This is a genomic window from Streptomyces sp. NPDC056480 (assembly GCF_042795405.1).
Classification (GTDB): Bacteria; Actinomycetota; Actinomycetes; order Streptomycetales; family Streptomycetaceae; genus Streptomyces.
Window position 1 is genome coordinate 15,228 of sequence record NZ_JBHTSA010000068.1, and the last position, 24,530, is coordinate 39,757.

At 74.3% G+C, this 24,530-nt stretch carries 23 protein-coding genes; 13 read left to right on the plus strand and 10 right to left on the minus strand.

Annotation, left to right across the window (positions count from 1 at the left end; all coding sequences use genetic code 11):
• Positions 1-6: 6 nt before the first annotated feature.
• The 3 genes from ACFQ79_RS26225 (at position 7) to ACFQ79_RS26235 (ending at position 2,920) form a co-directional block, all read left to right on the plus strand.
• On the plus strand, positions 7-522 hold the full coding sequence (locus ACFQ79_RS26225) for a PadR family transcriptional regulator (RefSeq protein ID WP_383587702.1): 516 nt from the start codon (positions 7-9) through the stop codon (positions 520-522).
• Positions 523-653: 131 nt separating this feature from the next.
• Entirely contained in the window at positions 654-2,000 is a 1,347-nt protein-coding gene (locus ACFQ79_RS26230) for a DUF2306 domain-containing protein (RefSeq protein ID WP_383587705.1), read from the plus strand.
• Positions 2,000-2,920 (plus strand): hypothetical protein, encoded by a 921-nt coding sequence (locus ACFQ79_RS26235; protein ID WP_383587708.1) that lies wholly within the window; start codon positions 2,000-2,002, stop codon positions 2,918-2,920. The genes ACFQ79_RS26230 and ACFQ79_RS26235 overlap by 1 nt, the downstream gene beginning before the upstream one ends.
• Here ACFQ79_RS26235 and ACFQ79_RS26240 read toward each other — a convergent pair.
• From ACFQ79_RS26240 to ACFQ79_RS26250, 3 genes are all read right to left on the minus strand, one after another.
• Positions 2,917-4,071 (minus strand): sensor histidine kinase, encoded by a 1,155-nt coding sequence (locus ACFQ79_RS26240; protein WP_383587711.1) that lies wholly within the window; start codon positions 4,069-4,071, stop codon positions 2,917-2,919. The two genes, ACFQ79_RS26235 and ACFQ79_RS26240, sit on opposite strands and share 4 nt — an antisense overlap.
• Positions 4,064-4,759, minus strand: coding sequence for a response regulator transcription factor (locus tag ACFQ79_RS26245; RefSeq protein ID WP_383587714.1), 696 nt, complete (start codon positions 4,757-4,759; stop codon positions 4,064-4,066). Before ACFQ79_RS26245 ends, ACFQ79_RS26240 begins: the two co-directional genes overlap by 8 nt.
• 68 nt (positions 4,760-4,827) lie before the next feature.
• Positions 4,828-5,532: a VanZ family protein gene (locus ACFQ79_RS26250; protein WP_383587717.1), complete on the minus strand. Its 705-nt coding sequence runs from the start codon at positions 5,530-5,532 to the stop codon at positions 4,828-4,830.
• A gap of 143 nt (positions 5,533-5,675) precedes the next feature.
• Here ACFQ79_RS26250 and ACFQ79_RS26255 point away from each other — a divergent pair, with 143 nt between their 5' ends.
• Positions 5,676-6,290, plus strand: a complete 615-nt coding sequence (locus tag ACFQ79_RS26255; RefSeq protein ID WP_383587720.1) for an isochorismatase family protein — start codon at positions 5,676-5,678, stop codon at positions 6,288-6,290.
• Between the two features lie 116 nt (positions 6,291-6,406).
• Here the strand turns inward: ACFQ79_RS26255 and ACFQ79_RS26260 are convergent, their stop codons facing one another.
• Both ACFQ79_RS26260 and ACFQ79_RS26265 read right to left on the minus strand, forming a co-directional pair.
• Entirely contained in the window at positions 6,407-7,003 is a 597-nt protein-coding gene (locus tag ACFQ79_RS26260; RefSeq protein WP_383587723.1) for a TetR/AcrR family transcriptional regulator, read from the minus strand.
• A 126-nt stretch (positions 7,004-7,129) separates the two neighbouring features.
• Positions 7,130-8,038, minus strand: a complete 909-nt coding sequence (locus ACFQ79_RS26265; protein WP_383587726.1) for an NADPH-dependent F420 reductase — start codon at positions 8,036-8,038, stop codon at positions 7,130-7,132.
• A gap of 79 nt (positions 8,039-8,117) precedes the next feature.
• On the opposite strand from ACFQ79_RS26265, the gene ACFQ79_RS26270 reads away from it, so the two are divergent.
• The 5 genes from ACFQ79_RS26270 (at position 8,118) to ACFQ79_RS26290 (ending at position 11,381) form a co-directional block, all read left to right on the plus strand.
• Entirely contained in the window at positions 8,118-8,459 is a 342-nt protein-coding gene (locus ACFQ79_RS26270) for an ArsR/SmtB family transcription factor (RefSeq protein WP_383587729.1), read from the plus strand.
• 28 nt (positions 8,460-8,487) lie between these two features.
• Complete coding sequence (locus tag ACFQ79_RS26275; RefSeq protein ID WP_383587732.1) at positions 8,488-8,874, plus strand: anti-sigma factor antagonist; 387 nt, start codon at positions 8,488-8,490, stop codon at positions 8,872-8,874.
• A gap of 193 nt (positions 8,875-9,067) precedes the next feature.
• On the plus strand, positions 9,068-9,415 hold the full coding sequence (locus tag ACFQ79_RS26280) for an ArsR/SmtB family transcription factor (protein WP_383587735.1): 348 nt from the start codon (positions 9,068-9,070) through the stop codon (positions 9,413-9,415).
• Between the two features lie 88 nt (positions 9,416-9,503).
• On the plus strand, positions 9,504-10,865 hold the full coding sequence (locus ACFQ79_RS26285; RefSeq protein ID WP_383587739.1) for a PQQ-binding-like beta-propeller repeat protein: 1,362 nt from the start codon (positions 9,504-9,506) through the stop codon (positions 10,863-10,865).
• Between the two features lie 132 nt (positions 10,866-10,997).
• Complete coding sequence (locus ACFQ79_RS26290) at positions 10,998-11,381, plus strand: VOC family protein (protein WP_383587742.1); 384 nt, start codon at positions 10,998-11,000, stop codon at positions 11,379-11,381.
• 72 nt (positions 11,382-11,453) lie between these two features.
• Here ACFQ79_RS26290 and ACFQ79_RS26295 read toward each other — a convergent pair whose 3' ends face one another.
• Both ACFQ79_RS26295 and ACFQ79_RS26300 read right to left on the minus strand, forming a co-directional pair.
• Entirely contained in the window at positions 11,454-11,984 is a 531-nt protein-coding gene (locus ACFQ79_RS26295) for a carboxymuconolactone decarboxylase family protein (RefSeq protein WP_383587745.1), read from the minus strand.
• Positions 11,985-12,147: 163 nt separating this feature from the next.
• Positions 12,148-12,963 (minus strand): AraC family transcriptional regulator, encoded by an 816-nt coding sequence (locus ACFQ79_RS26300; protein ID WP_383587748.1) that lies wholly within the window; start codon positions 12,961-12,963, stop codon positions 12,148-12,150.
• 49 nt (positions 12,964-13,012) lie between these two features.
• On the opposite strand from ACFQ79_RS26300, the gene ACFQ79_RS26305 reads away from it, so the two are divergent.
• On the plus strand, positions 13,013-13,447 hold the full coding sequence (locus tag ACFQ79_RS26305; RefSeq protein WP_383587751.1) for a DUF2000 family protein: 435 nt from the start codon (positions 13,013-13,015) through the stop codon (positions 13,445-13,447).
• 73 nt (positions 13,448-13,520) lie between these two features.
• Here the strand turns inward: ACFQ79_RS26305 and ACFQ79_RS26310 are convergent, their stop codons facing one another.
• Positions 13,521-15,089, minus strand: a complete 1,569-nt coding sequence (locus tag ACFQ79_RS26310) for a PLP-dependent aminotransferase family protein (RefSeq protein WP_383587754.1) — start codon at positions 15,087-15,089, stop codon at positions 13,521-13,523.
• Between the two features lie 169 nt (positions 15,090-15,258).
• On the opposite strand from ACFQ79_RS26310, the gene ACFQ79_RS26315 reads away from it, so the two are divergent.
• The 3 genes from ACFQ79_RS26315 to ACFQ79_RS26325 all read left to right on the plus strand — a co-directional run bounded on the left by ACFQ79_RS26315 (position 15,259) and on the right by ACFQ79_RS26325 (position 20,973).
• Positions 15,259-16,509, plus strand: coding sequence for a Tm-1-like ATP-binding domain-containing protein (locus tag ACFQ79_RS26315; protein ID WP_383587757.1), 1,251 nt, complete (start codon positions 15,259-15,261; stop codon positions 16,507-16,509).
• A 36-nt stretch (positions 16,510-16,545) separates the two neighbouring features.
• Positions 16,546-17,379 carry a phosphoenolpyruvate hydrolase family protein gene (locus ACFQ79_RS26320; RefSeq protein WP_383587760.1) on the plus strand — a complete coding sequence of 278 codons (834 nt, stop codon included), beginning with the start codon at positions 16,546-16,548 and terminating at the stop codon, positions 17,377-17,379.
• A gap of 69 nt (positions 17,380-17,448) precedes the next feature.
• Positions 17,449-20,973 carry an AAA family ATPase gene (locus ACFQ79_RS26325; RefSeq protein ID WP_383587764.1) on the plus strand — a complete coding sequence of 1,175 codons (3,525 nt, stop codon included), beginning with the start codon at positions 17,449-17,451 and terminating at the stop codon, positions 20,971-20,973.
• On the opposite strand, the gene ACFQ79_RS26330 is transcribed toward ACFQ79_RS26325, so the two are convergent.
• Together ACFQ79_RS26330 and ACFQ79_RS26335 are read right to left on the minus strand one after the other, a co-directional pair.
• Positions 20,955-22,736, minus strand: a complete 1,782-nt coding sequence (locus tag ACFQ79_RS26330) for a serine/threonine-protein kinase (RefSeq protein ID WP_383587786.1) — start codon at positions 22,734-22,736, stop codon at positions 20,955-20,957. The two genes, ACFQ79_RS26325 and ACFQ79_RS26330, sit on opposite strands and share 19 nt — an antisense overlap.
• Before the next feature lie 53 nt (positions 22,737-22,789).
• The gene (locus ACFQ79_RS26335; RefSeq protein ID WP_383587767.1) at positions 22,790-24,484 is read right to left on the minus strand and encodes a hypothetical protein; all 1,695 of its coding nucleotides are present in this window, start codon (positions 24,482-24,484) and stop codon (positions 22,790-22,792) included.
• Between the last annotated feature and the right edge of the window lie 46 nt (positions 24,485-24,530).

A 24,530-nucleotide genomic window follows, 5' to 3' on the forward strand; every position in this document is an offset into this window, starting at 1 on the left:
GGACGCATGTCTGACGTCCGGTTGACCACGCCCTCCTTCCTCGTGCTGGGCATCATCGACAAGCTGGGTGAGGCCAGTCCGTACGACGTGAAGGTCGAGGCCGCGCGGACCGTGGCGCCCTTCTGGTCCATGCCGCACGCGCAGGTCTACGCCCAGTGCGACCGGCTCCTGGAGGCCGGGCTGCTCTCGGAGGTCAGACAGTCCGGCGGCCGCAACCGGCGCCTCATGAAGCTCACCGAGGAGGGCGCGGAGGCACTGCGGGGCTGGCTTGCCGACCCCGCCTTCGTCCCGGTCGAGGCGCGCGAACGCGGCATCCTCAAGCTGTGGTTCGGGGCGAGCCCGCGCGTCCACGCCCCGGTGCAGATCGAGGAGCACCGGCGGACCCTGGACGAGTACGAGGAACTCGCGGGCGAGGTGGGCGAGTTGCTGACGCGCGGGCAGCGCGAGGCCCTGGAGTTCGGCATCCGGTACGAGCGGATGATGGTCGATTTCTGGCACTGGGTCGAGAACCGCGAGTCCTGATTCCCGTCCGCGCGTGCTGATTCTTGTTACTGACCGGTTGACCCCGGCGGTGCCCAGCCCTACCTTCCTCCATAGTCCAGAAAGGACTATCGCGGCGGACCAGCGCCGTGGACGGTGGAGGGGGATGCGCCGTGGGACGCTCGACGAGCACGGACACGAGCACGGACACGAGCACGGACACGAGCACGGACACGAGCACGGATACGAGCACGGATACGGGCACGGACACGAGCACGGATACGGGCATCAAGTGGGGGCGGGTGTCCGCCGTCGCCGTGACGGTGGTCTGCCTCGTCTACGCGCCGATCGCCATGACCGAGCTCTGGCCGTACGCCACACCCGGAGCGCCCGCCATCGGCGAGTGGCTCCTCGGCCGGTCCGTCTCCGCGGAGTTCGTGGCCGATGCCGTCCGCGACCGGATGGGGCCGTACACCCGCAGCCTGGTCCCGCTGATCGTCCACTCGGTCCTGGGCGGCCTCCTGATGCTGCTCGGCCCGGTGCAGCTGCTGTCGGCGGTGCGCCGCCGCATCCGGCTGCACCGGGTCCTCGGAACCGTCTTCGCCGGCACGGTGTACGTGTCGATGGCCGGCGCGGCGCTCTACCTCCTGCGCACCCCGCCGGCGGAGGCCTTCAGCGGCGCCGCGTTCTGGATCGTCCTCGCGACGATCCTGGTGGGCACGGTCGGCAGCGTGACCTTCGGAGTCCTCGCCGCCGTGCGCGGCTTCCCGGACCTGCACCAGCGCTGGTTGCTGCTCTGCTACGGCTTCCTGATGACCGCTCCGCTGCTGCGGCTCGAATGGGGCGTGCTGCCCGCGCTGTACCCCGGCCTCTCCCTCCAGGACGTCAACCGCGTCGCGATCATGCACCTCGGCGCCCTCGTCGCCTTCGGCGCACTCCTGGCCTCCCGGGCCCTCGACCGGCGGACCGAGGTCCCCGGCCTGACCGGCACATGGGCCCCTGGCCCGGTCCTCGTCGCCGCCCACGTCCTGGGCGCCGCGGGCCTGGGCTGGATCACGTACGCCCTCCTGGACCAGGGGACGCAGGGGCGGCGGCTGCTCGTGGCGTACCTCGTCCCGTACGTGCTGACGTACGCCGTCGTCGCGGTCCGCGCGGCGCGTGCCCGCGGGCGGGGAGCGGTCTGGGCGCGCGAGGAGTGGCGGCTGCATCTGGCGGCCCAGTGCCTGGCCCCCGCCTTCTCGGCGGTGACCGTGCCCGTACTGGAGCGGACGATGGGCCTGGACCGGATCACGTCGCTGATCGCGGGCGTCGGCATCGGCGCGGGCATGCTGTCGTACGCGGCGGTCACGGTGGTGAGCCTGCGGGTCCTGTACGGCCGCGAAGTCCTCAGAAGGCGGCAGGAGTTCGCGGACGATCCGCCGGTCCCAGCCGGTCGGGCGACCGCGCATCCGGCCGGTGCCGGAATCGGTGCCGGTGCCGGAATCGGTGTCGGCGGCGTCGGAGCGGAGGGAGGCAACTGATGGCCGTCCAGAAGGAGCTGTCGCCCGGCATCGTCGTCCTGAGCGCCGTCGTGGGCGGCATCAGCCTCACCACCGGCGCCCTGCTCACCGTGACGAGCCTGTTCGGCTACGCGGCGGGCGCCTGGGTGTCCCCGGAGGCGCTGAGCCCCGGGCTCGTCGGAGCCGCGATGGCCGGCGTGGCCCCCGCGCTCTTCACGATCGGGCGGGCGCGTCTCTGGGAGGACGTACGGAGCCTGGTGCTGCCGCTGGTGATCGTGCTGGTCGGCCTGTTCACGGTGAGCCTGCTGAACGGCGGCTCCCTGCAGGCGACCGAGGGCGGCCCGCTCTTCCTCGCCCTCTTCAGCCTCGGCTGGGTCGCCACGCTCGGACTGCTCGCCCTCGGCGCGGTGGGCTGCCTGGTCGCGCAGTACCGCAGGCCCGCGGGGCGCACGGGCACGGCGCCGCGGCCGCCGGCCGTACCGCTGCCCGGCTGGTCGAAGCCGCCGCTCGCCGTCGTCGGCTCGGGATGGCTCGGCATCGGCGCCGGGCTGCTCGCCTTCCCCGGCTTCTGGGGCGCGCTCGTGCCGTGGACGGTGAACCGGGCGGACGCGCAGGGTCTCGGGGTGTGGGCGCTCGCGCTGGGCGTCGGCGTCCTCGGCGCGCTGGCCGAGGACGATCTGACCCGCATCCGGCCGGCTCTGCGGGCCGTTCCACTGATCGCGCTCGCCACGGCGGCCGTCCTCGCGGTCCACTTCCGGTCGGTCGACTGGACCTCGGGTCCGGGCGTCTCGCTCCTCGCGCTCGTCGCCGGCCTGTTCACGACGGGAGTCTCGGGCCACTGGCTGCTCGCCCGAGCCGACCGCCGCGGCGCTGCAGAGCCCGACACCGCGCCCGACCCCGTGCCCGAGGCCCGGCTCTCGTCGGCGGACGACGACGTCTAGGGCGCGCCGGGAAGCCGGACCGTGACGAGGAGACCGCCGGTGGGGCGGGGGGTGAGGTCCAGCGAGCCGCCGTGGGCGCGGACGACGCTCCGCACGATGGCCAGGCCGAGACCGACGCCGGCGTGTTCGTCGGTGCGCACGCGTTCCGCTCCCCGCTGGAACGGTTCGGTGAGGGTGGATACCCGTTCCGGGGGGAGCCGAGGGCCCGTGTTCTCGACCCGCAGCACGCTCGTGGCGCCGCCCGTCCCGGCGCCGCCCGTCCCGGCCGCGCCCGTCCCGGCGCCGCCCGTCCCAGCGTGGACCGCCCCGGTGTGAACCGTCTCGGTGTGGACCGTCACGGTGCCGCCGGTGGGGACGTTGTGGACGACGGCGTTCTGGACGAGGTTCGTCACCATCCGCAGCAGGAGCTCCTCGGAGCCGCTGGTCCGGGCCACGCCACCGGTGACGTCCAGCGTGATCCGGCGCTGTTCGGCGAGGGGCAGCAGCGTTTCCGCGGCCTCCTCGGCGAGGAGGGAGAGGTCGACGCGCTCGCGGGTGAAGGTGCCGGTGTCGCCGCGGCTGAGCAGCAGGAGGGCCTCGGTGAGGTCGATCGCCCGCGTGTTGACGGCCTGCAGGCGGGCGACGAGCTCCTCCCGGTCGCGGGTGGGGTCCTTGCGTGCGACGTCGAGGAGTGTCCGCGAGATCGCCAGGGGGGTGCGCAGTTCGTGGGAGGCGTTCGCGGCGAACCTCCGCTGTTCGCCGACGTGCGACTCCAGTTTCCCGAGCATCGCGTCGAACGCGTCGGAGAGTTCACGGAATTCGTCCTTGCGGCCCTTCATCCGGATCCGGTGGGACAGCGACCCGTCCTCGGCCCGCCGCGCCGCGTCCCTGATCTGGGTGAGCGGTGCGAGCATCCGGCCGGCGAGGAGCCACCCCCCGACGAGGCCGAACACGAGGAGGCAGGCCATCGCCACGGCGGCCGCGGGGAAGAAGGTGCGGACCAGGAGCCAGCGGTTGGGCGAGACCCCGAGCAGGCCCTGGGGGTTGTCGGGGACGTAGCGCAGCAGGTACCCCCAGACCACGGCCAGCAGCAGACCGCCGGCGACGGCGAGGAATCCGGCGTAGCTGAGGGTGAGTTTCAGTCGGGCGCTGAGCCCCCGGCGTCTATCCATGCGCGGGGCCGGGGCGGGCGGTGCCGGGGCCGGTCTCGATGCGGTAGCCGACCCCCGGCACGGTGGCGATGATCCATGGTTCGCCGAGCCGTTTGCGCAGGGCGGAGACGGTGATGCGTACGGCGTTGGTGAGGGGGTCGACGTTCTCGTCCCAGGCCCGTTCGAGCAGCTCCTCGGCACTGACGACCCCGCCCTCGGCGGCGACGAGGACCTCGAGGACGGCGAACTGCTTGCGGGTGAGAGCGACGTAACGTCCGTCCCGGAAGACCTCACGGCGGAAGGGGTCGACCCGCAGGCCCGCCAGCTCGCGGACCGGGGGCCGGGCGTACGCGCGTCTGCGGTCGAGCGCCCTGAGCCGCAGGACGAGCTCCCGCAGCTCGAACGGTTTGGTGAGGTAGTCGTCGGCGCCGAGTTCGAAACCGGAGGCCTTGTCGTCGATCCGGTCGGCGGCCGTGAGCATGAGGATCGGGATGCCGCTCCCGGAGGCGACGATGCGCCGGGCGACCTCGTCGCCGGAGGGGCCGGGGATGTCGCGGTCGAGGACCGCGAGGTCGTAGGAGTGGACGCTGAGCAGTTCCAGGGCGGAGTCGCCGTCGCCGGCGATGTCGGCGGCGATCGCCTCGAGCCGTAGCCCGTCACGGACGGCTTCGGCCAGGTAGGGCTCGTCCTCCACGATCAGTACGCGCATGGCTGAAGCCTAAGCAGCGGAGCGCCGCGCCGACGGGGGCACGGGAGGGGGCGCACCGGCCGCACGGCTCAGGCCGCCGATGCCAGGGCGGGGCGGGACCGGTCCGTCGGCGCGTCCGCCGTGGTGCGCCACCAGTGCCGCGAGGCCAGAGCGGCCAGAGCGGCGCCGGTGGCGTTGACCAGGACGTCGTCCACGGAGGACACCCGGTCGAGCCGGAAGACGTACTGGGCGGCCTCGACCAGGATCGAACAGCCGGCGCCGAGCGCCAGGATCCGGCGTACGGACGCCAGTGCCGCGAACCGCATCGGGGCGAAGAAGCCCAGCGAGGCGAAGACCAGGAGGTTGCCGACGATCCCGAGGGTCCCCATCGTGACCAGGTCGCTCAGCGGTACCAGAGTGACCCGGGCGGGGGCGATGCCCGGCGCGGCGCCCGGCATCAAGGTCAGCCACAGGAACGGCACCGTCCCGTGGACCATGCCCACCTCGGCCAGGGACAGCCGCCACGCCGACGTGACACCGGCGGCCCGTCGCCGGAGCGTCAGAGCCCCCACCAGGAGCAGGGACAGGGGCACCGCGACCAGTGTCATGAGCACCACGCCGTTGAACGTGTCGAAGCAGCCGTGCCATCGTCCCGCCACGCACCGCGGAGCGGCCATCATGAGCGGCCCCCGCACGACGTACAGCGCGCCCGCCGCACCGAGGACCGCGAAGACGATGAGCACGGTCCTCAGGGTGCGGCGGGGCGTGGTGGGCCGGGGTGCGCTGCGTGTCATGCCCCCATTGAAGAGGGAGGGCGGTTGCGGGGGCGTATGCGATTCTCGATACATCCGCGATACGCGGCAGTGGGGCGCGAAACGGCGGTGAGACGGTCCGAAATCCCCTGGCCGCAGGGTCGCGTGGGCGGGATCATGGTCGGATGAGCCAGTACGCCGAGACGGCCCCGCCCGCCGCGAACACCCCGAATCCCCCGCCCGTGGACGCGCTGATCGTCGTGGACGTGCAGTCCGCCTTCGTCGTCGGCGAAGGGGCCGTGCCCGCGGCCGCGCGGCTCGTCGACCGTACGACGGATCTCCTCGCGCGGGCCCGGCGGGACGGCGCGCTGGTCGTGCACCTCCAGAACGACGGACCGCCCGGCGCGGAGGACGAACCCCACACGCCGGGCTGGGAACTCCACCACCCCGTCGAGGCCGGTCCCCGCGAGTTCGTCATCCGCAAGCCGCACGACGACGGGTTCGAGGAGACCCGGCTGGGCGGCGTGCTCACCGACGCGGGCGTGCGGGCGGTCGCCGTCTGCGGCGTGATGTCCGAGATGTGCGTGCAGGCGACGGCTCGCACGGCCCTGGCGCGCGGCTACCGCGTCGTCGTACCGCACGACGCCCATGCCACCCAGGACGTTCCGGCGGCGCCCGGGATCAGCGAGGTCGTCCCGGCCGCGACGGTCTCCAGGGTCGCGGCGTACGCCCTGGGGAGCGACGCCGAGGTCACCGTACGAGCCTCCGAGGTCACGTTCACGGCCCCGGCCGCGGGCTGAGGCCCGGGGTCCCGGGGCCCCGGGCCCGTCATCAACTCCCCGTTCCCGCTCGCCGTTCCCGGTTCCCTTCCCGCTCCCCGTTCCCGAGCCGATTCCCGGGCCGGCACAGGGCGCCCTCAATCCGGCCGGAGGGAACGCCAGATGCGGTCCGGCAGGATCCGGGCCGCCTGTGCGAGGTCCACGTCGTACGCGCCGGAGAGCCAGCGCCGCGCGGTCTCGGCGGTCGGTCCGATGACCAGCGCCTCGATCAGCGGCTCGGGAGTCGGCGCGATCTCACCCGCCTCGGCGAACGGCCGCAGCCACGCCCCGATCGCGGAGAACAGCGGCTCCTCGGCCGCCCGGATCCGCTCGGCGTGGGCGACGAGACGGCCCGAGTACGCCGAGGCGTGGAGGAAGAGCGCGGCGTCCGGATGCTCCTCGGTGAACCGGAGGTACGCGGTGACCACCGCCCGCACCCCCGTCCGGGCGGTCCTCGAACGGCCCAGTGCGGCGACGACCTCGCCGCACAACCGCTCCGAGCACCGGACGTACAGAGCGGCGGCGAGGCCGTCGAAACTGCCGAAGTGGTGGTACAGGCTTCCGAGGCTGACACCGCCGGCCGCCGTCACCGCGCTCACGGTGAAACCCTCCTGGCCCGAATCCGCGTACACCTTCAGCGCCGTGGTCAGCAGGCGCTCGACGGTGGCCTCGCCACGCTGCTGCTTAGGAGACATGGCGCACACCCTAGTGCAGCCATAACTAGAACTTTGTTCTTGTCACGCGGATGCGGAGTGCTCGGGTCCGGCGGGGGCGCGAACCGGTCGGAGAGAACGCGCGACCGGTCCCGAAAGGGTGCGCGGTCAGCCCCGGAAGCCCTCGGGGCGCTCGGGGGAGGCCGCGCCCAGCGCCTTCGTCACGGCCTCCACGCCCTCCCGGAGGCCGTAGACCGGGGTGTCCGGCTGCTGGCGCCAGGAGTCGTCGATCCCACCCGCGTCCACGGAGTCGAAGCCCAGCTCGTCGATGAGGCGCCGCACCTTCTCCTTCGCCGCCGCGTCGTCACCCGCCACGGGCAGGGCGAGCCGCTCCGGGTCGCCCGCCGGGCGCGGCCGATCGAGGATGTCCTGTGCGTAGGTGCCGTTGAAGGCCTTGACCACCGGGTGGCCGATGCGCAGCTCGGTCCAGCGGCTCTCCGTCAGCCCCTCGTCCTCGATCGCGGCGATCCGTCCGTCGCGCTCGCGGGGGTAGTAGTTGCCGGTGTCGATGACGGCGAAACCCTCCGCCGCGCCGTCGAGGAACCCGGCCGGAAGGTCGGGGACGTTCTTCAGCGGGACCGTCACGACGACGATCTCGGCGCCTCGCGCGGCCTGCGAGGCGGTGACGGCGGTGGCCCCGGTCTCCTCGACGAGCGCGGTGAGGGTCTCCGGGCCGCGGGAGTTGGCCACGGACACGTCGTGGCCGAGGGCGGTGAGGCGGCGGGTCAGATTGCCGCCGATGTTGCCGGCGCCGATGATGCCGATCTTCATGGTGCTTCCTTCTGTCCGTTCCGGCTGTCTCTTCGAGCTGTCTGTTCCAGCCGCCGGAACCCGGAGTCTGTTCCCGGTGTCGGCGACCGGTCTCGAAACCGCCGTCGAAACCGCCGTCGAAGCCGCCGTGGAATCCGCCGTCGAAACCGCTGGCGAACCGCCGCCGAATCCTCCCTCGAAAGCGATCTGCGTGACGCGTGGCGAGCCCGTCTCAGAACGTGAAAGGCAAATTGCAAATTTCTGCAATCAGATAGATCCTGGTCAGGCCGTGCCCCGTGGGTATCCGCCGGGACCCGGCGACCCCGCACCCCCGGAGGGCAGACCCGTGCCGGTCCCGCTGTACCAGGCCAAGGCCGAGTTCTTTCGCATGCTGGGCCATCCCGTCCGCGTCCGTGTCCTGGAGCTGCTCCAGAACGGCCCGATGCCTGTACGGGAACTGCTCGCGCGGATCGAGATCGAGCCCGCGGCGCTCTCGCAGCAGCTCGCCGTGCTCCGCCGCTCCGGGATCGTGACCGCGGCCCGCGAGGGATCCACCGTCGTGTACACGCTCACCGGCGGAGACGTGACCCAGCTGATGCGGGCCGCCCGGCGGATCCTCACCGAGATCGCCGCCGCCCCGCAGTCCTGCCTTCCTCCCGCGCTTCCGCAGCCCGCGCTTCCGCAGTGATCGCCGTACGAGAAGGATGACGACGCACATGACCATCGAATGGCGCTACACCGTCCAGCAGGACCTGGGCGTACTGTCCCTGGCCGGGTTCCTCGGAGCCGACGCCGTGGGACGGTTCACCGGGGCCGTGGGGTGGGCGGTGGCGCGGGGCACGGGGCCGGTCGTCCTCGACCTGACCCGGCTACGGGGCTGGTCGATCGGCGGGCAGGTCGCCGTCGCGGAGGCGGCGCTCCGGCTGCGGGCGGCGGGCCGCGCCCTCGAACTGGCCGCGATCCCCGCCGACGGCTCCCTCGTCCCGGCGGGCGAGGGTCCTCCGGTCCCGGTCCACCGCGACCTGGCCGCGGCGCTCGCCGCACACCGCGACGCGGGCGAGGAACAGCGGGCCTGGCGCAGCGACGCCTGGCCGACCACCTGATCGCCGGCGGCGCCAGTACCGCTCACGTACCGCCCAGGTACGGTCCGTGTACCGCCCAAGTGGCGGACCGTCCTGGCAGGTTCCGGCCATGATCGGCCGCTGACCCGTCCCCGGTGCGTTTCCGCGCCGGCAGGCGCGAGGATGGGGGCATGCTGCAGAGTGCCGGGTCGACGCGACGCGCGGGGTGGGTGCGATGAGTACGCCGCTCTACCAATTGAAGGCCGAGTTCTTCAAGACACTGGGACACCCCGTTCGCATCCGCGTCCTGGAGCTGCTGAGCGAGCGCGAGCACGGGGTCGCCGAGATGCTCCGCGACACGGGAGTCGAACCGGCCTACCTCTCACAGCAGTTGGCGGTCCTGCGCCGGGCGAGGATGGTCGTCGCCCGGCGCGAGGGGACGGCCGTGTACTACGCGCTGACGAGTCCTCAGGTGAGCGAACTGCTGACGACCGCCCGCACGATCCTCTCCGGAGTCCTGGCGGGCCAGACGGAACCGCCGGCCGGCCTCCGGGCCCCGGCACCCCGGGAGAAGACCCCCTGACCGTGGGGTCGGGCGGCACCGCTTCATGATCGAAGTAAGGTGTTCCGTCGTGCGTGATCACGCACGACGGAAGACGGGGGCAAGGAATTTGAATCGCATACGTACGACGGCGGCGCTCGGTCTGGTGCTGTCCGCGAGTCTCGTGACCGGGTGCTCCGGAGGGGCGGCCCCCGATGCCGAGGCAGGCGGCGGGGAGACGGCGAAGGCCACGGGGTCCGCGTCGGCCGCGCCGAAGCGCCCGGTCTACCAGGGCAAGCCGGTGCCGGGGCTGGCCGCGCAGCCGGCCTGGAGCCTGACGGACGACGAGTCGAGGCACTGCGCGGGCAGGGCGTCCGGGCAGGACATGTCGCAGAGTGACGTCTGCACGGTCGGGGACGCCGTCATCCTCACCGGCCACCGCGACGGGCCGTCGGGCACGAGCATCTTCACCGCCCGGCTCCTCGACGCCGAGAGCGGCAAGCTGCGCAAGAAGTTCGACTTCCCCCTCCCCGAGGAGAGCCGCGGGTCCGCGTCCTCCCCGGCGGCGGCCCTCGCGCAGGTGGGCGAGTGGCGTGACGGTTCGCCGGCCCTGCTGATCCGCAACCGCGAGGACACCCCGGCGAGCGGCCTGAAGAAGGCCTCGACCCGGACCGTGCTGACCATGTACGCGCCGTCCGGCGAGAAGCTGGGGAGCTCCTCCTTCGACGGGGACACCCACATGTCCACCCCGGTCCGGCACGGCTACCTCGTGGACACCAGCGGCTTCGGCGCCAAGTTCATTCCGATCGGTGACGGCGAGACCCTGCCCACCGAGGTCTCGGACGTCGACCTCAAGGACGCGGTCGGCTCCGGTCTCGGCTACGCCTCGCAGAAGGACATCTCCTACCAGCCTTACGCCTGGTGGCTGACCGCCGTGGACATCCGCACGGGCGCGAAGGCGTGGAACACCAAGGACCTCGCGCCGCCGGCCGCCATCGCCAAGCTGATCACCCCGGACAAGGCGACCAGTGCGCGGCTGATGCCGTTCCAGGGCGACAAGGCACTTCTCGAGTGGTCCTCGTACGGGGATTCCGAAGCGGTCATGACGCTGATCGACGTCAAGAGCGGCCGCCGGCTCGCCGAGGGCCCGGGCATCGACACCAACGGTGCCATCGGCGACGACGGCCTCGCCGTCTCCCCGGACGGCAAGACCGCCGTGGTGCAGTACGGCAAGGGTGCGGTCGCCTGGAACACGGAGACCGGCAAGGAGCTGTGGCGCCAGGCCGCGGACGAGGTGACGATCATGCCGAACGCCCTCCCGGGCAACGGCGTCCTCTATGCGTACCTCGACGGCGCCGGAGCCGCGCTGGACGCCCGCGACAAGAAGCTGCTGTTCTCCGGGATCGAGGACATGCCGCAGTTCACGGCGAACGGGTACGCCGTGGTCCGCAGCGCCGAGGGCCTCTTCGTCTTCGCCACCCAGCCCGTCTGACGGGCCCCGCCCGGCCCCGGTTCAGAGGGGGCACCGCCGCCGACGGGGCCTGTGCGGGGTGACGGTCGGGCCCCGCCTCCCCGCTGTGAATCTCTGTGGCGGGCGGCCCGCTTCTCCGGCAGGCTGAGCGGCATGTATGCGGTGGTGCAGAACGTGGCGATCGACTGTGCGGATGCCTATGGACTGGCGCGGTTCTGGAGCGAGGTGACCGGTTGCCCGCTCGATCCCGAGAGCGGCCCGGGCGACCCGGAGACCCAGGTGATGCTCAAGGAGGGCCCGGTGCTGTACTTCAACCAGGTACCGGAACCGAAGACCCTCAAGAACCGCCTCCACCTGTGTCTGCGCCCGACGACCTCGCGCGAGGAGGAGATCGAGCGCCTGCTGGCCCTCGGAGCCACCCTGGCAGGCGACCACCGAAACCCCGACGGCACGGGCTGGGCGGTCCTCACGGACCCCGAGGGCAACGAGTTCTGCGTCCTCCGCAGCGACTCCGACCGCGCGAAGACGCCCGCCTGAGCCGGACGCGCCGAGCCCGGGGGTCCGGACCCCCGGACCCCCGGACCCCCGGATGCCCGGACCCCGGGCCCCTCAGGCCGGGCGGTCCGGCTGGATGCCCGCGAGGAGATTGAACGCGCCCGTCAGCAGGTTGAGGGTGACCACGCCGACCACCTCCGCGATCACCCGGTCGCTCCAGCCGTGGGCCCGCACCTCGGCGACGTCCTCGTCCGCCAGGGACCCCGGTTCGGCCAGAACCCGCAGCGCCAGGCCGATCAGCGCGGCCTCGCGCGGGTCGGTGGACGTGCCCTGACGGGCCAGTTCGATGTCCGTCTCGCTCAGGCCCGCCGCGCGGCCGGCCGCTCGGTGCGCCTCGGCGCAGGTGCCGCAGCCGATCCACTCCTGGACGGCGAGGGACAGCTTCTCGCTCAGGGCGCGCGGGATCTTCACCCGCTTCATCGCCCGGGAGAGGTTCAGATAGCCGTCGAGCAGGGCCGGCGAGTGCGCCATCGTCGACACCATCTCGCCGGCGGACCCATGCCGTCGGGCGATGTCGGTCAACAGCTCGCCCGCCCGGCCCGGTGCCTGTTCGGGGGTGAGCGCGGTCAGTCGTCTCGTGGTCATCACATCTCCTCGTCATACCCGTGGGGGGTATAACGGGGCGTGGGGTCGAGACGTTCCCGTCAGGCGGAAGCGCAAGGCGTGACGGGCCGTGGAACACCCGGTCCGGCGCGTCCTCCGCCTCCACCCCCCGCGCGGCCTGCTCACGCCACGGAGTGTGGCCGGTTCACGACAGCGGCGCCGCTTCCTCGCGCCTCCGGGCGAAGCGCCCCGGGGTCGTGCCGACGAGCCGTTTGAACGAGCGGTTCAGATGCGACTGGTCGTAGAAGCCGGTCGCCGTCGCCACCTCCCCGGGCGGCTGCCCGTCCAGGAGCAGCCGCCGGGCCCGGTCGAGCCGCCGGGCGGTCAGGTACTGGTGCGGGGCGATGCCGAAAGCGCCGCTGAACGCCCGTACCAGATGGGTGGGATGGGCGTGCAGGAGCCGCGCGGCCTCGTCGAGGGTCACCCCTTCGAGCAGCCGGGCGTCGAGGAGCTCGCGGAGCCGGTGGGCCACCCCGGGATCGGCGGGTCGCGCACGTGCGACCGTCTGGGGCCGCAGATGGCCGCGGAGCCGCTCGCGAATGAGGGCCAGCCGGCTCTGCGCCTCCAGCTCACCGCCCCGGTGCTCGAGGGCCGCGTGCAGCTGACCGACGCGACGACGCAGCAGCGGATCGACGAGATCGGGCCCGTCCACCGCCGCGCCGATGAAGCTCTCGTCCAGCTGGGTCGGATCCAGGTAGAGGACCCGCTTGCGGAAGCCGTGCGGGGTCGCCGGGGAGCCGTTGTGCGGCACGTGCGGCGGGAGCAGCGAGACCGTGTCGCCCGGGGTGCCGTGCTCACGCCGGTCGAGGTCGTAGCGGACGGCCCCGTCGTCGACGATGAGCAGGGTCCACACGTCATGGACGTGCATCGGGTACGCGTGCGCGGTGAAGCGGGCGTGGAAGACCTCCACGACTCCCGGCACGTGCGGGCGCCATGCCGAAACCTGCTGACCGGCCACCATGCAAGGAATGTACAAGACGGCACGACGGGGCCTTCGGCAGTCTCGGACCATGACGACCACCGACACCGCACCCGTCCGCTTCGACACCAAGATCGCCGTTCTCCTGCGGGAGGACCTGGAGACCTGGCAGCGCCTGAACGTCACCGCGTTCCTGGTCAGCGGCCTCGGTACGGAGCTGCCCGAGGTGATCGGCGAACCGTACGCGGACGCCGACGGCACCCCGTACCTGCCCATGTTCCGTCAGCCCGTCCTCGTCTTCGAGGGGACGAAGGAGACGCTGACGGCGGCGCACGCCCGCGCACTCTCCCGCACGCTCCCGCGGGCGGTCTTCACGACCGAGCTGTTCACCACCGGAAACGACCGGGACAACCGCGCGGCCGTGCGGGCCGTGGGGACCGACGGGCTGGATCTGGCGGGCCTCGCCGTGTACGGGCCGCGCAACGCCGTCGACAAGGTGCTCAAGGGTGCCCGGATGCATCCCTGAGGGATTCCGGAGCTCCCGGGGGAGCGGGACGGGGGACGGGGGACGGGGAGCGGGAGAGGAGGAGGAGCGGAGGTCAGCCGGCGGCGCGCTCCGCGCACTCCAGAAGCGTCGGGAGCGCGGCCGCCAGGGCGTCCGTCCCGTGCCCGTACGGCAGCCGGAGCCGGTCCCGGAAACCGTCCACCGGCGAGAAGGCCGACCCCGGGACGACGGACACGCCGTGACGCCGCGCCAGTTGGGCGAGGGCCTCCGTGTCGGTCCCGGGGACCCGCACCCAGAGCGCGGGCCCGCCCGCGGGCCGGGTCCACTCCCAGTGCGGCGCCCCGGCGCGCAGCAGCGCCTCCGCCGCGGCCCGCCGGCCGCGCAACTCGGCCCTGCGACGCGCGCGTGCCTCCGGCAACCGGTCGAGCAGCCGGACGGCGACGAGCTGGTCCACGACGGAGCAGGACAGGTCCACCGAGGTCTTGATCTTCGCGAGCCGGGCCACCACCTGCGGCGAGGAGCGGACCCACCCCACCCGCAGACCGCCCCAGAACAACTTGGAGAGCGTGCCCACCGTCACCGACGAGCCCATGGGCAACGCGGCGACGAGCGGCACCGGGGCGGCTTCGTCGGCCCGGTCGTCCCCGTCGGCCGAGTCGTCCCTGTCGGCGGCGTCGGTGGCGTCGTCCCTGTCGGTGGCGTCCGGGGTGTCCGGGGTGTCCGGGGCGGCCGGGGCGGCCGAGGCGTCCGGACCGGCTCCCAGACTCAGTTCCGCGCACGCCGTGTCCTCCACCGCGAACAACTCCTGCTCCGCGAGCACCCGCTGCCACTCCCGGCGCGCCGCGCCGCCCAGGCTGCGCCCGGTCGGGTTGTGCGCCGTCGGCTGGAGGTACACGAGCCGGGGCCGCACACGGGCGCACAACCGCCGCACGGCGGCGGCGTCGGCGCCGTCCCCGCCGCTGTCGGGACCGTCACCGCCCACCGGCACCAGCCGGGCACCACGCGCGCGCAGTGCCTCGAGGGCGCCCCGATAGGTGGGGTTCTCCACCACCACCGTGTCCCCGGGCTCGACCAGTGCCTGCGCCACCAGCCACACCGCCTGCTGAGAACCCGAGGTCACCAGGATCTGACCCGCCTCCGTCGGTACCCCCGCCGCCCGGTAGTACGCGGCGATGCCCTCCCTCAACGCCGGAATCCCGTACGGGTGGTAGCCGTCGTCCCCGAGCAGCGCCCCGACGTCCCCGCCGGTCAGCGCGCCCACCGCCTCGCCCACCGCGCCGAGCCCGGGCAGCGCCCCGCTCGACAGATCCGCGCCGCCGGCCGAGGCGGCCGTACGCGACCGGGCGTCGAAGCTCACGAGCCGCCCCTCCGTGACGTACCCGTCGACCGCTCCCGACCCCCGCAGCCGCGAGCCGCTGCCCCGTACGCTCTCCAGCCATCCCTCGCCCTCCAGGAGGCCGTACGCGGCCGTCACCGTGGACCGGCTCACCCCGAGCACCAGGGCCAGTTCGCGCTGCGAGGGCAGGACCGTGCCGCCCGCGACATCGCCCCGCGCGGCCAGCTCCCGCAGCGCGTCCGCGAGCCGCCGCGGCAGCGGCCCGGGCCCCTCCGACGACCAGCCGGTGAGGAGTCGGGACAAACGGGTCGAGGCAATCCGGTCCATGGCACCCATCTTGCGCCACCACGCAGGCCAATCCGGCCAGAGTGGTCGTTGTCGCCGCAGGTCACACGACGGAGGATCGACGACGGCGGGTCCCGGACGACGGGACCCGGAGGCGGGAACGGGCCGGGGGCCGGCCGGGAACGGGCCGGATCGGGAGAAGGGTGAGCGCATGGCGACCGTCGTGCTGGTCGGGACACTGGACACCAAGGGGGAGGAGTACGCCTGGCTGCGCGAGCGGCTCAGGGAGTACGGCGCGGAGGTCCTCCTCGTCGACACCGGGACCATGCCCGCACCCGCCCACGCGCCCGTGGCCGACGTCACCGCCGATGTCGTCGCGCGCGCCGCCGGCCACGACCTGGGCAGGCTGCGGGCCGACGGGGACCGAGGGGCGGCCGTCGCCGCGATGGCCCAGGGACTCACCCGGGTCGTCGTCGACCTCTACCGCAAGGGGAAGCTGCACGCCGTGCTCGCCGCCGCCGGGAGCGGCGGCTCCGCACTGGCCGCCCAGGCCATGCGGGCCCTGCCCATCGGCGTACCGAAGGTGCTCGTCAGCACCATGGCGGGCGGCGACGTCTCCCCGTACGTCGACAGCAGCGACCTCACCCTCATGTACAGCGTCGTCGACATCTCCGGGCTGAACTCCGTCTCCTGCGAGGTCCTCGGCAACGCCGCGGCCGCCGCCGCCGCCATGGCGCGCCGCCACGAGCGCAACCACGACGAGCAGGCCGGACGGGGGCGGCCGGTCGTCGCGGCCACGATGTTCGGCGTGACGACCCCGGCCGTCGACGTGGCCCGCGCGCGCCTCGCCGAACTCGGTTACGAGGTCCTCGTCTTCCACGCCACCGGCGCGGGCGGCCGGGCCGTCGAGAAACTCGCCAGGGACGGCATGCTCGACGGCGTCCTCGACCTCACCACCACCGAACTCGCCGACGAACTCGTCGGCGGGGTGCTCAGCGCGGGCCCGTCCCGGCTCACGGCCGCCGGGGCGATGGGCATCCCGCAGGTCGTCGCCCCCGGCGCGCTCGACATGGTCAACTTCGGTCCCGCCGCCACCGTCCCCGAGCGCTTCGCCGAACGGCGGCTGCTCGTCCACAACGCGACGGTCACCCTGATGCGGACCACCGCGCTCGAGATGGCCGACCTCGGCACCGTCATGGGCCGCAAGCTCCGCACCGCCCGCGGGCCGGCCGAGGTCTTCTGGCCGCTGCGCGGCGTCTCCGCCGTGGACGTCGCCGACGGACCCTTCGCGGACCCGGAGGCGGACCGGTCGGGCCTCGACGCGCTGCGCGCCGCCGTGCGCGGCGGCGAGGTCCGCGTCCACGAACTCGACGCCCACGTCAACGACCCGTCGTTCGCGGTCGCCATGGCGGACCGCCTGCATCAGCTGATCACCGAGCACGCCCGCCGCACCGCCCACTGAGGCACCCGGCACGGACACCGAGGAGCGAACACCACCGTGAACACCATCAGCCGTCAGGACGTGCTCGACCGGCTGCGCGCCCAGGTCGCCGCAGGCCGCCCGATCGTCGGGGCCGGCGCCGGTACGGGACTCTCCGCCAAGTGCGCCGAGGAGGGCGGGGTCGACCTGCTGATCATCTACAACTCCGGCCGCTACCGGATGGCCGGGCGCGGCTCCCTCGCCGGACTTCTGCCGTACGGCGACGCCAACGCCATCGTCCAGGACATGGCGCGCGAGGTGCTGCCCGTGGTCCGCGACACCCCCGTCCTCGCCGGCGTCTGCGGCACGGACCCGTTCCGCCGCATGGACCTCTTCCTTGACCAGCTCAAGGCGATGGGCTTCGCGGGCGTGCAGAACTTCCCCACGGTCGGCCCCTACGACGGCACCTTCCGCGTCAACCTGGAGGAGACCGGCATGGGGTACGGCCTGGAGGTCGACATGGTCCGCGCCGCCCGCGAACGGGACCTGCTCACCGCCCCGTACGTCTTCGACCCCGAGCAGGCGGCCGACATGGCACGCGCCGGCGCCGACGTCCTCGTGCCCCACGTCGGGCTCACGACCAAGGGGGCCATCGGGGCGGGGACGGCCATGACGCTCGACCAGGCCGCGGCGGCCGTCCAGGAGATGCACGACGCCGCCAAGCGCGTGAACCCCGGCATCCTGGTGCTCTGCCACGGCGGTCCCATCGCCGAGCCGGAGGACGCCCGCCACGTCCTGGAGCGCACCACGGGCGTCGTCGGCTTCTTCGGGGCCTCGTCGATCGAGCGCCTGCCGACGGAGCGGGCCATCACGGAACAGACCCGCGCCTTCAAGGCCCTGACCACCGGCTGACGCCGTTGTCGGCGGCGTGCCGTACAACTGGGAGCGGGGAAGAGAAGGACCGCACGAGGGGGACTGCACGTGGACGCTTTCGCGGATCAGGGGAGTGTCGGCCGTGCGCCCTTCGTCGGACGGGACCGGGAACTCGACCGGCTCGAAGAACCGCTGCGCCGCCGCGCCGAAGGCACGGGACCGGTGGTGGTGGAGGTCGTGGGCGAGCCGGGCATCGGCAAGTCGCGGCTCCTCGCCGAGTTCGCGGTACGGGCCAGGGGGCACGGGGCGACGGTCCTGCGCGGCCGCGCAGGACCCGCCCTCCCCGCCGGTCCCACGGTCTTCGCCGACTCCACCGTCCCCGTCGGCCCCACGGTCTTCGCCGATTCCGGCGTGCCGGTCGGCCCCACGGTCCTTGCCGATGCCGGCGTGCCCGTCGGCCCCACCGTCCCCGCCGGTTCCACCGTCCCCGCAGGCGTCACCGTTCTCGCCGGTTCCACCGTCCCCGCGGGACGGGACCCGAGCCCGCCCTTCCAGGCCTTCGCCGACGCCTTCGCGGATCTGGACCACCACGACCGCGTGCTCTCCCCGGTCCTGGCGGCCCTCGCGGAACTCGTCGAGTCGCCACCGGCGGCGCCCCGCGCGGACCACGGGGCCGGTCCCCCGGCCGGGACGGGATTCACGGCCGGACCGACGACACCGAGCCCCACGGTCGGCTCGGGCACGTTGCCCCGTACGGTCCCGGCGGACGGCGTCGGCAGCGCGTCGGACGACCTCCCCGTCTCCGTCGGAGCGTTCGCCGCGGAGGCCGTGCGGTCCGGTGGCACTGACGCCGGCCAGGTGCGGCGCATCGCGGCGGCGCTCGGGCGGCTTCCGGCGGACGGGCCCGTCCTCGTCCTCGCGCTCGACGACTTCCACGCCGCCGACCCCGCTTCCGTCGCGCTCGTCGACCATCTCCTCCGGCATCCGCTCCGGGCGCCCGTCCTGGTCGTTCTCGCCCGCCGCGAGCGGCAGACCGCGCCCGCGCTCGCCTCGGTCCTCGCCCGTGCCGCCGACTCGGGAGACCTCGCCCGGCTCGCCCTCGGGCCCTTGACAGCGGAGGACTGCGCCGAGGGGCTCGTCCCCGGGCTCCCGGCGGGCCTCGCCCGGGAGATCCACGCTCTCAGCCTCGGCAACCCGCTCTACCACCGCGCCCTCGCCCACGCGCGCACCCACGGGGGAGGGGCACCCGGGACCGGACCCGTGGCGGTGCTCCTCGACGAGCTCGCCCCGCTCGACGGGGCGCAGCGGGCGGTCGTCGAGGCACTCGCCGTGCTCGACGGGCGCGCCACGGCCGAACTGCTCGCCGCCACCGTGACCCCGCCCCCGACGACCCCGGCCCCGGTCGGTCCCCGCCCGATCGGCCCGTCCCGGGCCGGTCCGCACCCGACAGACCGGGCCCCGATCGGTCCGCACCCGACAGGCCCGGCCCCGATCGGTCTGGGCCCGAACGCCTCGCCCCCGATCCCCCCGCACCCGGCGGACCTGCCGCAACCGGCATCCCCCTCGCACCCCGCGCTCCCGTCGCCCCCGTCGCCCCCCTCGCCTCCCTCACACCCGTCGAACCCGTCGCACCCCTCGCCTCCCGCGCACCCGTCGGGCCCGCCGGACCCCAGGGCCCTGGACGGCGTTCTCAGGGAACTGGCCCACCGCGACCTCGTCCGGCCCGACGACGACGGGCGGATCCTCGTCCTGCGCCACCCCGCCCTGCCCGAGCTCGTCCGAAGCACGCTCGACCCATGGCGGCGCCGTGAACTGCACCGGAGGGCGGCCGACGCCCTCGCCGCCGCCGGGGCGCCCGTGACCGAGCGTGCCCCGCACCTGGTCCGCGCCGTGACGGCCTGGGACCCGGACGTCGCCGCCGAGCTGGTCGAGGCCGCCGAGCGCATCGGCGCGGCCGACCCCGCGCGCGCCGCCCACTGGCTGGGAGCCGTCCTCGCCCTGCTCCCCGACACCCCCCGGCACCGCGCCACCTGGCGCGACCTGACGCTCCGACGGGCCCGGGCCCTCGGATCCGCCGGCCTGGTGGCGGAGAGCCGGGACCTCCTCCACCACCTCATCGACACCTGCGGGGCGCCGGACACGGCCGAACTGCGGACCTCCGCCGTCCTGCTCTGCGCCTTCATGGAGCGCCACCTCGGCCGGTACCCGGAGGCGGACGCGCTGCTCCGCCGCGAGCTGGAGCGCACCCCCGGCCCCCGCCCCGACCTGCGGACGTGGCTCGTCGTCGAGTGGGGCTGCAGGGCCCTCTTCGCCGCCCGGTACCCCGAGGTCCGGTCCGTCGTCGCCCGAACCCTCGAAGAGGCCCGACGGCGGCGCGACGAGGCGGGCACGGCGGAGGTGCTCACCCTGTCCGCGCTCGGCGAGGTGTACGAGGGCGAGACCGCCGCCGCCCGCGTCCACGCGGCGGAGGCGGCCGCCCTCACCGACACCTTCACCGACGGCGAACTGGCCGCCCACCCCGAGTCGTTGGTACGGCTCGGCTGGACGGAGGTGTTCCTCGAGGAGTACGGGAGGGCCGAGCGTCATGCCACCCGCGGCATCGGGATGGCCCGGCGCGCCGGACGCCCCTTCGCGCTCTCGCAGTTGCTGCTCTGCTCGGCGTACGTCCACTTCCTGACCGGCAGGGTCGGCGCCGCGCTCGACCTGGCGGAGGAGTCGCTCGCCGTCGCCCGCGCCCTGGGCGGTGCCGAACTCGTCGGCTTCAGCGGGGCGATCCGGGCCGTCGTCCTCCTCCACGCCCGGCCCCTGGGCGACCCCGAGCCCTCGGCCGCCGCCGCGGAGGCCGCGGCGGCGGTGGGGACCGCCGAGGGCTGGTGGGCCACCCAGACCCGCTCCCTCCTCGGCTACGCCGTGCCGCTCCACAGGGACCCGCACCGGGTGCGCGAGGTGCTCGTGCGCGCGGGCGGCGACCGGAACCTGTCCCGGCTCCAGCCCTCGCTGCGCCCCGGGTACCTCGAACTGCTCGCGGGCTCGGCCCTCGCCACCGGAGACCCCGCGGAGGCCGAGAGGGTCGCCCGCCGGGCCCTCGCGGAGGCCGAGCGGCTCGGGCTGCCCGTGCAGCGCGCCGCCGCACTGCGCGCCTGGGGGCAGGTCCTGGCCCGGCGCGGCGAATCGGCCTCCGCCGCACGGGCGTTCACCGACGCGGCACGGGAGAGCGCCCGCTCGGGGGCCGTCCTGCGGGAGGCCCACAGCCTGCTCCTCGCCGCGCCGCAGACCCATGCGGCGGGCGACGGGACACGGGCCGCCGCCCAGTGGCGCAGGGGCAGACGCCTGGCCGTCGAGGGAGGCGCCCGCATGCTGGCCGATCTGGCCGACCGCACCCGCCCGGCCCCTCCGGAGGGTGCGGCGGGGGGCCGGCTCGCCGTCCTCACCCCGAGGGAACGGGAGATCGCGGTCCTGGTCGCCGAAGGACTCACCAACCAGGCCGTCGCCGACCGGCTCTGTCTCAGCCCACGCACGGTCGAGAGCCATGTCGCCCGGGTCTACCGCAAGACGGGAGTGGAGACCCGGGCGGCGCTCGCCTCTCTCGTGGTCAGGGACGGCGTCGGCGAGGGTCAGTTCTCGCGGGGATAGGTCGCCGTCACCCGGCCCTTGGCGTCCGCCTGGAGATACGCGGAGCCGTACGTGTCGGACAGGTAGACGCTCATGCCGGCCTTGGTCCCGAAGATCGACGAGGGCGGGTTGAGGACGAGGTAGCGGCTGGTCGGCTCGGCGACCCCCAGTTCCTTGTCCGCGCGCTTCATCAGTGCCGGCAGGGCGTCCCAGTCGAAGTCGTTGAGGTCGGTCGGGACCGAGCCGGGGAAGGCCGTGCCGGATCCCTGGCGGACGGCGGCGTCCTCGCCCCGGTACATGTACCGGTCGTACCGCTTCGTGCTGCCCTTGACGAGGGACTCGGCGATCGCGTAGTCCGGGTACACGACGAAGCTGGTCACCATGGTGCCGCCCGCGGCCTCCTTGATCGCGGCGATGGCGGACCGGACTCCGGCCGGAGTCAGCAGGCTGCCCTTCACCGGGGCGACGCCCTTCGACGGCGTCGGTGTCGATGTCGATGTCGGCGTGCCCGACGCGTCGGGCCGCTGGGCGACCGGGCCCTGCTGCGACGGAGGCGCGCTGCTCGGTCCGGATCCCGGGTCGCCCGGCCTCCAGTCCCAGCTCATCGCGGCGACGGGGATCCCCACGGCGAGTACGACGACGGCTGCGGAACCCAGGAACCGTGCGGTACGGCTCCGCCGCCGCCCGGCGCCACGGGCCGGGGAGGAGGGAGCCGTAGCGGGGGAGACACCGGGGGGCGCGAACACGGCGGAGGCCGCGGGGGGAGCGGCCCACGGAGGAGCGTCCGTGGGCGAGCCGCCGCGCGACGCCGTCTCGGCGGCCGCCGGCCCCGCGCCCGAGGTCGCCTGAGGTGCCGAGTGGTTCGACGGAGGAGCCAGGTGGAACGACGTGGCCTCGCCGTTCCCTGCCGCACCCGGCTCGCCGAAGGCCTGCGGGCCGGTCCCGTTCGCGGGAGCCGCCGCCGGAGCCGGTACCGCGTCGACGTTCTGACGGAGGCCCGGACGGCTGCCCTGGTCCGGTGAGGTGACGGCGGCGAGCGCGCGGTCGAGCTCAGCCGCGTCCGGACGGGCGGACGGCTCCCTCACCAGCAGCCTGTTCAGGAGGCCAGTGAGCTCGCCGGCGCGCCGCGGGGGCGGTACGTCGTCGGAGAGGACGGCCGCCAGCGTCGCGAGGGTGTTCTCCCGGCGCAGCGGATGGTGGCCCTCGACCGCCACGTACAGCACCATGCCGAGCGACCACAGGTCGGCGGCCGGACCGCTGCCGCCACCGCCGCGGATCCGCTCGGGCGCCATGTAGTCGGGCGAGCCGATGATCGATCCCGAGGCCGTCAGGACGGTGGACTCGCGGATCGCGGCGATGCCGAAGTCGGTGAGCACCGGCCGCCCGTCGGGGCGCAGCAGGACGTTCGCGGGCTTGACGTCGCGGTGTTCGATGTCCCGCTCGTGGGCGGCCCGCAGGGCAGAGAGCAGCTCGCGGCCGAGCGCGGCGGCCTCGGCCGGGGTCATCGAGCCCCGGTCGAGCCGGTCCTGGAGGGACCCGCCGGTGACCAGCTCCATCACGAGCCACGGGTAGGTGCCCTCGCCGGCGTCGACGATGTGATGGATGGTCACCACGTTGGGGTGGTCGATCCGGGCGAGGGCGCGGGCCTCGCGCAGGACCCGCTCGCGCAGGGTCCTGGCGCCCTCGACGTCGTGCTCGGCGTGCGCGGGGTCCGGCGGCCGCACCTCCTTGACCGCCACGTCACGGTGGAGGACCAGGTCGCGGGCGCGCCAGACCGTTCCCATCCCACCGCCGCCCAGCCGCTCCACCAGCTCGAAACGGCCGTCGATCACTCTGTTCACTCGCACCCCTGTACTCGGGTCCCCGGGGCGGTGGCGGCCTGCGGCCCTGCCCCGCCCACTTCGCCGTACACGTCGACCTGATAGCGCCCCGGCGGTCCGCACGGCTCCGGGAGTGCGCGCAAGCCCGGCCACGGCCCCTGCGCGCGCCCGTCCGGGGCACCGCCTTCCGCCGCGGCCTCGGTCCCGGCCTTCGCGTCGGCGTAGACCGTACCGCCCGTGCCGTGGATCTCCGGCACCGGGCGCTGGGTCTCCGACAGGCCGAGCACGTGCGCCGCCCGCCCGCTCAGGGCCGCGCCATGACGTGGGTCGCGCCATGACCGGGCGGCCGCCGCGGCGAGCGCGTACTCCCGCGCCGCCCGGCCGGGTTCGCCCAGGTGAAGCAGACACTCGGCGAGCCATGCCCGGGTCCGTACGCGCGCCGCCGCGTCACCGTCCCGCGCGAACCCGGGAAGCGCCCGTTCGAGGAGGCCGAGGGCCTCGCCGTAGCGTCCGCGCTCGGCGTGGGCGACACCGAGCACGAGCCGCGCGAGGGCACCCACGCGGACGTCCTGCGCGGGCCCTTCGGTGAGCCGGACGGCCTCGGCGAGCAGCGCCGCCCGCTCGCCGCCTGCCGCCTCTGCTCCTGCTTCCGCTCCTGCTTCCGCTTCCGCATCGGCTCCCGCTCCTGCTTCCGCTCCCGCTCCCGCTTCCGCTCCCGCTTCCGCTCCCGCCTGGGCCTCCGCCGCCTCCACCATCTCCCCTGCCGCCGCCTCCGCTTCGTCCTTCATGCCCCGGGCCGTACGCCCCCTCCCGTCGGCCCCGGCGAGCGTCCGGGCAAGCGCCAGACAGAGCCGGGCCCGGTCGGCGGCCCGCAGCGGCGTGTCCGTCACCTCGGAGGCGAGGGAGGCCCGGAGGAGCGCGGCCGCCTCCTCGTGCCCGCCGGTGGCCCGCAGCACGGCGGCGAGCAGAAGCCGGTGCTCGGTGGCGGGCCACAGCCGGCCCGCGGCCCGGTGGTCGTCGAGCGCCGTCCTCAGCTGCGCCTCGGCCGCGGCCGGGTCTTCGGGTGCCGTGATCCGGCCGAGCAGGGCGCGCGTGTCGGCGAGCACGCCGAGGACGCCGGGATCCGCCCGGTGGGGTGCGGCGAAGGCGATCAGCCGGGCGAGCTCCTCGCGCAGGGCGGCTGCCTCGGCCGCCGGGTCGGGCGCGGTGTCGAGCAGATCGGCGCGGGCCCGACCGTGCAGCAGACGTACCGTCGCGGTCTCGGCGACCCCGGCCCGCCCGACCCGATGGAGGGCCGTGGCCCGCTCGCACAGCTCCGCGAGCCGGGCGCAGGCCGTCGCTCCGGGACCGGGGCCCGCGACGAGCGCACGCGCCCGCGAGACGAGGGCCTTGCCCCGCTGTCCGGCCTGCTCGTGCAGGTCCGCGGCCCGGAAGAAGAGCGGCCCGGCGGCCGGCCGCGCGGCTCCCCGGCAGTCGAGCGCGGTCGCGTCCAGGGCGTCGGCGTGGTCCCCGGGGGTGAGGGCCCCGCCCGCGCGCCGAAGGGCCGTCGCGGCCCGCTCCCAGGCGCTTCCGGCCCGGGGGTGCCCATGGGCGGTGAGCCGCCGCGCACGGTGGAGCAGCTCGTGCGGATCCTCCGGCTCGTCGCCGGCACCGGCCCCCCGGTCGTACGGACGCACACCGAGGCGGAACTCGTCGGGCGAGCGGCTGCTCATGCGGGGGGTGCTCCGGGGAGAGGGGAAGGGAGGGAACTGCACGCCC

Excerpts from the sequence above, each read along its gene's own strand:
- ACFQ79_RS26260 (WP_383587723.1), bottom strand. The coding sequence starts at position 7,003 with ATGTCTCCTAAGCAGCAGCGTGGCGAGGCCACCGTCGAGCGCCTGCTG.
- ACFQ79_RS26235 (WP_383587708.1), top strand. The coding sequence starts at position 2,000 with ATGGCCGTCCAGAAGGAGCTGTCGCCCGGCATCGTCGTCCTGAGCGCC.
- ACFQ79_RS26225 (WP_383587702.1), top strand. The coding sequence starts at position 7 with ATGTCTGACGTCCGGTTGACCACGCCCTCCTTCCTCGTGCTGGGCATC.
- ACFQ79_RS26255 (WP_383587720.1), top strand. The coding sequence starts at position 5,676 with ATGAGCCAGTACGCCGAGACGGCCCCGCCCGCCGCGAACACCCCGAAT.
- ACFQ79_RS26245 (WP_383587714.1), bottom strand. The coding sequence starts at position 4,759 with ATGCGCGTACTGATCGTGGAGGACGAGCCCTACCTGGCCGAAGCCGTC.
- ACFQ79_RS26330 (WP_383587786.1), bottom strand. The coding sequence starts at position 22,736 with ATGGGAACGGTCTGGCGCGCCCGCGACCTGGTCCTCCACCGTGACGTG.
- ACFQ79_RS26290 (WP_383587742.1), top strand. The coding sequence starts at position 10,998 with ATGTATGCGGTGGTGCAGAACGTGGCGATCGACTGTGCGGATGCCTAT.
- ACFQ79_RS26310 (WP_383587754.1), bottom strand. The coding sequence starts at position 15,089 with ATGGACCGGATTGCCTCGACCCGTTTGTCCCGACTCCTCACCGGCTGG.
- ACFQ79_RS26305 (WP_383587751.1), top strand. The coding sequence starts at position 13,013 with ATGACGACCACCGACACCGCACCCGTCCGCTTCGACACCAAGATCGCC.
- ACFQ79_RS26240 (WP_383587711.1), bottom strand. The coding sequence starts at position 4,071 with ATGGATAGACGCCGGGGGCTCAGCGCCCGACTGAAACTCACCCTCAGC.
- ACFQ79_RS26280 (WP_383587735.1), top strand. The coding sequence starts at position 9,068 with ATGAGTACGCCGCTCTACCAATTGAAGGCCGAGTTCTTCAAGACACTG.
- ACFQ79_RS26315 (WP_383587757.1), top strand. The coding sequence starts at position 15,259 with ATGGCGACCGTCGTGCTGGTCGGGACACTGGACACCAAGGGGGAGGAG.
- ACFQ79_RS26250 (WP_383587717.1), bottom strand. The coding sequence starts at position 5,532 with ATGACACGCAGCGCACCCCGGCCCACCACGCCCCGCCGCACCCTGAGG.
- ACFQ79_RS26300 (WP_383587748.1), bottom strand. The coding sequence starts at position 12,963 with ATGGTGGCCGGTCAGCAGGTTTCGGCATGGCGCCCGCACGTGCCGGGA.
- ACFQ79_RS26335 (WP_383587767.1), bottom strand. The coding sequence starts at position 24,484 with ATGAGCAGCCGCTCGCCCGACGAGTTCCGCCTCGGTGTGCGTCCGTAC.
- ACFQ79_RS26295 (WP_383587745.1), bottom strand. The coding sequence starts at position 11,984 with ATGACCACGAGACGACTGACCGCGCTCACCCCCGAACAGGCACCGGGC.
- ACFQ79_RS26275 (WP_383587732.1), top strand. The coding sequence starts at position 8,488 with ATGACCATCGAATGGCGCTACACCGTCCAGCAGGACCTGGGCGTACTG.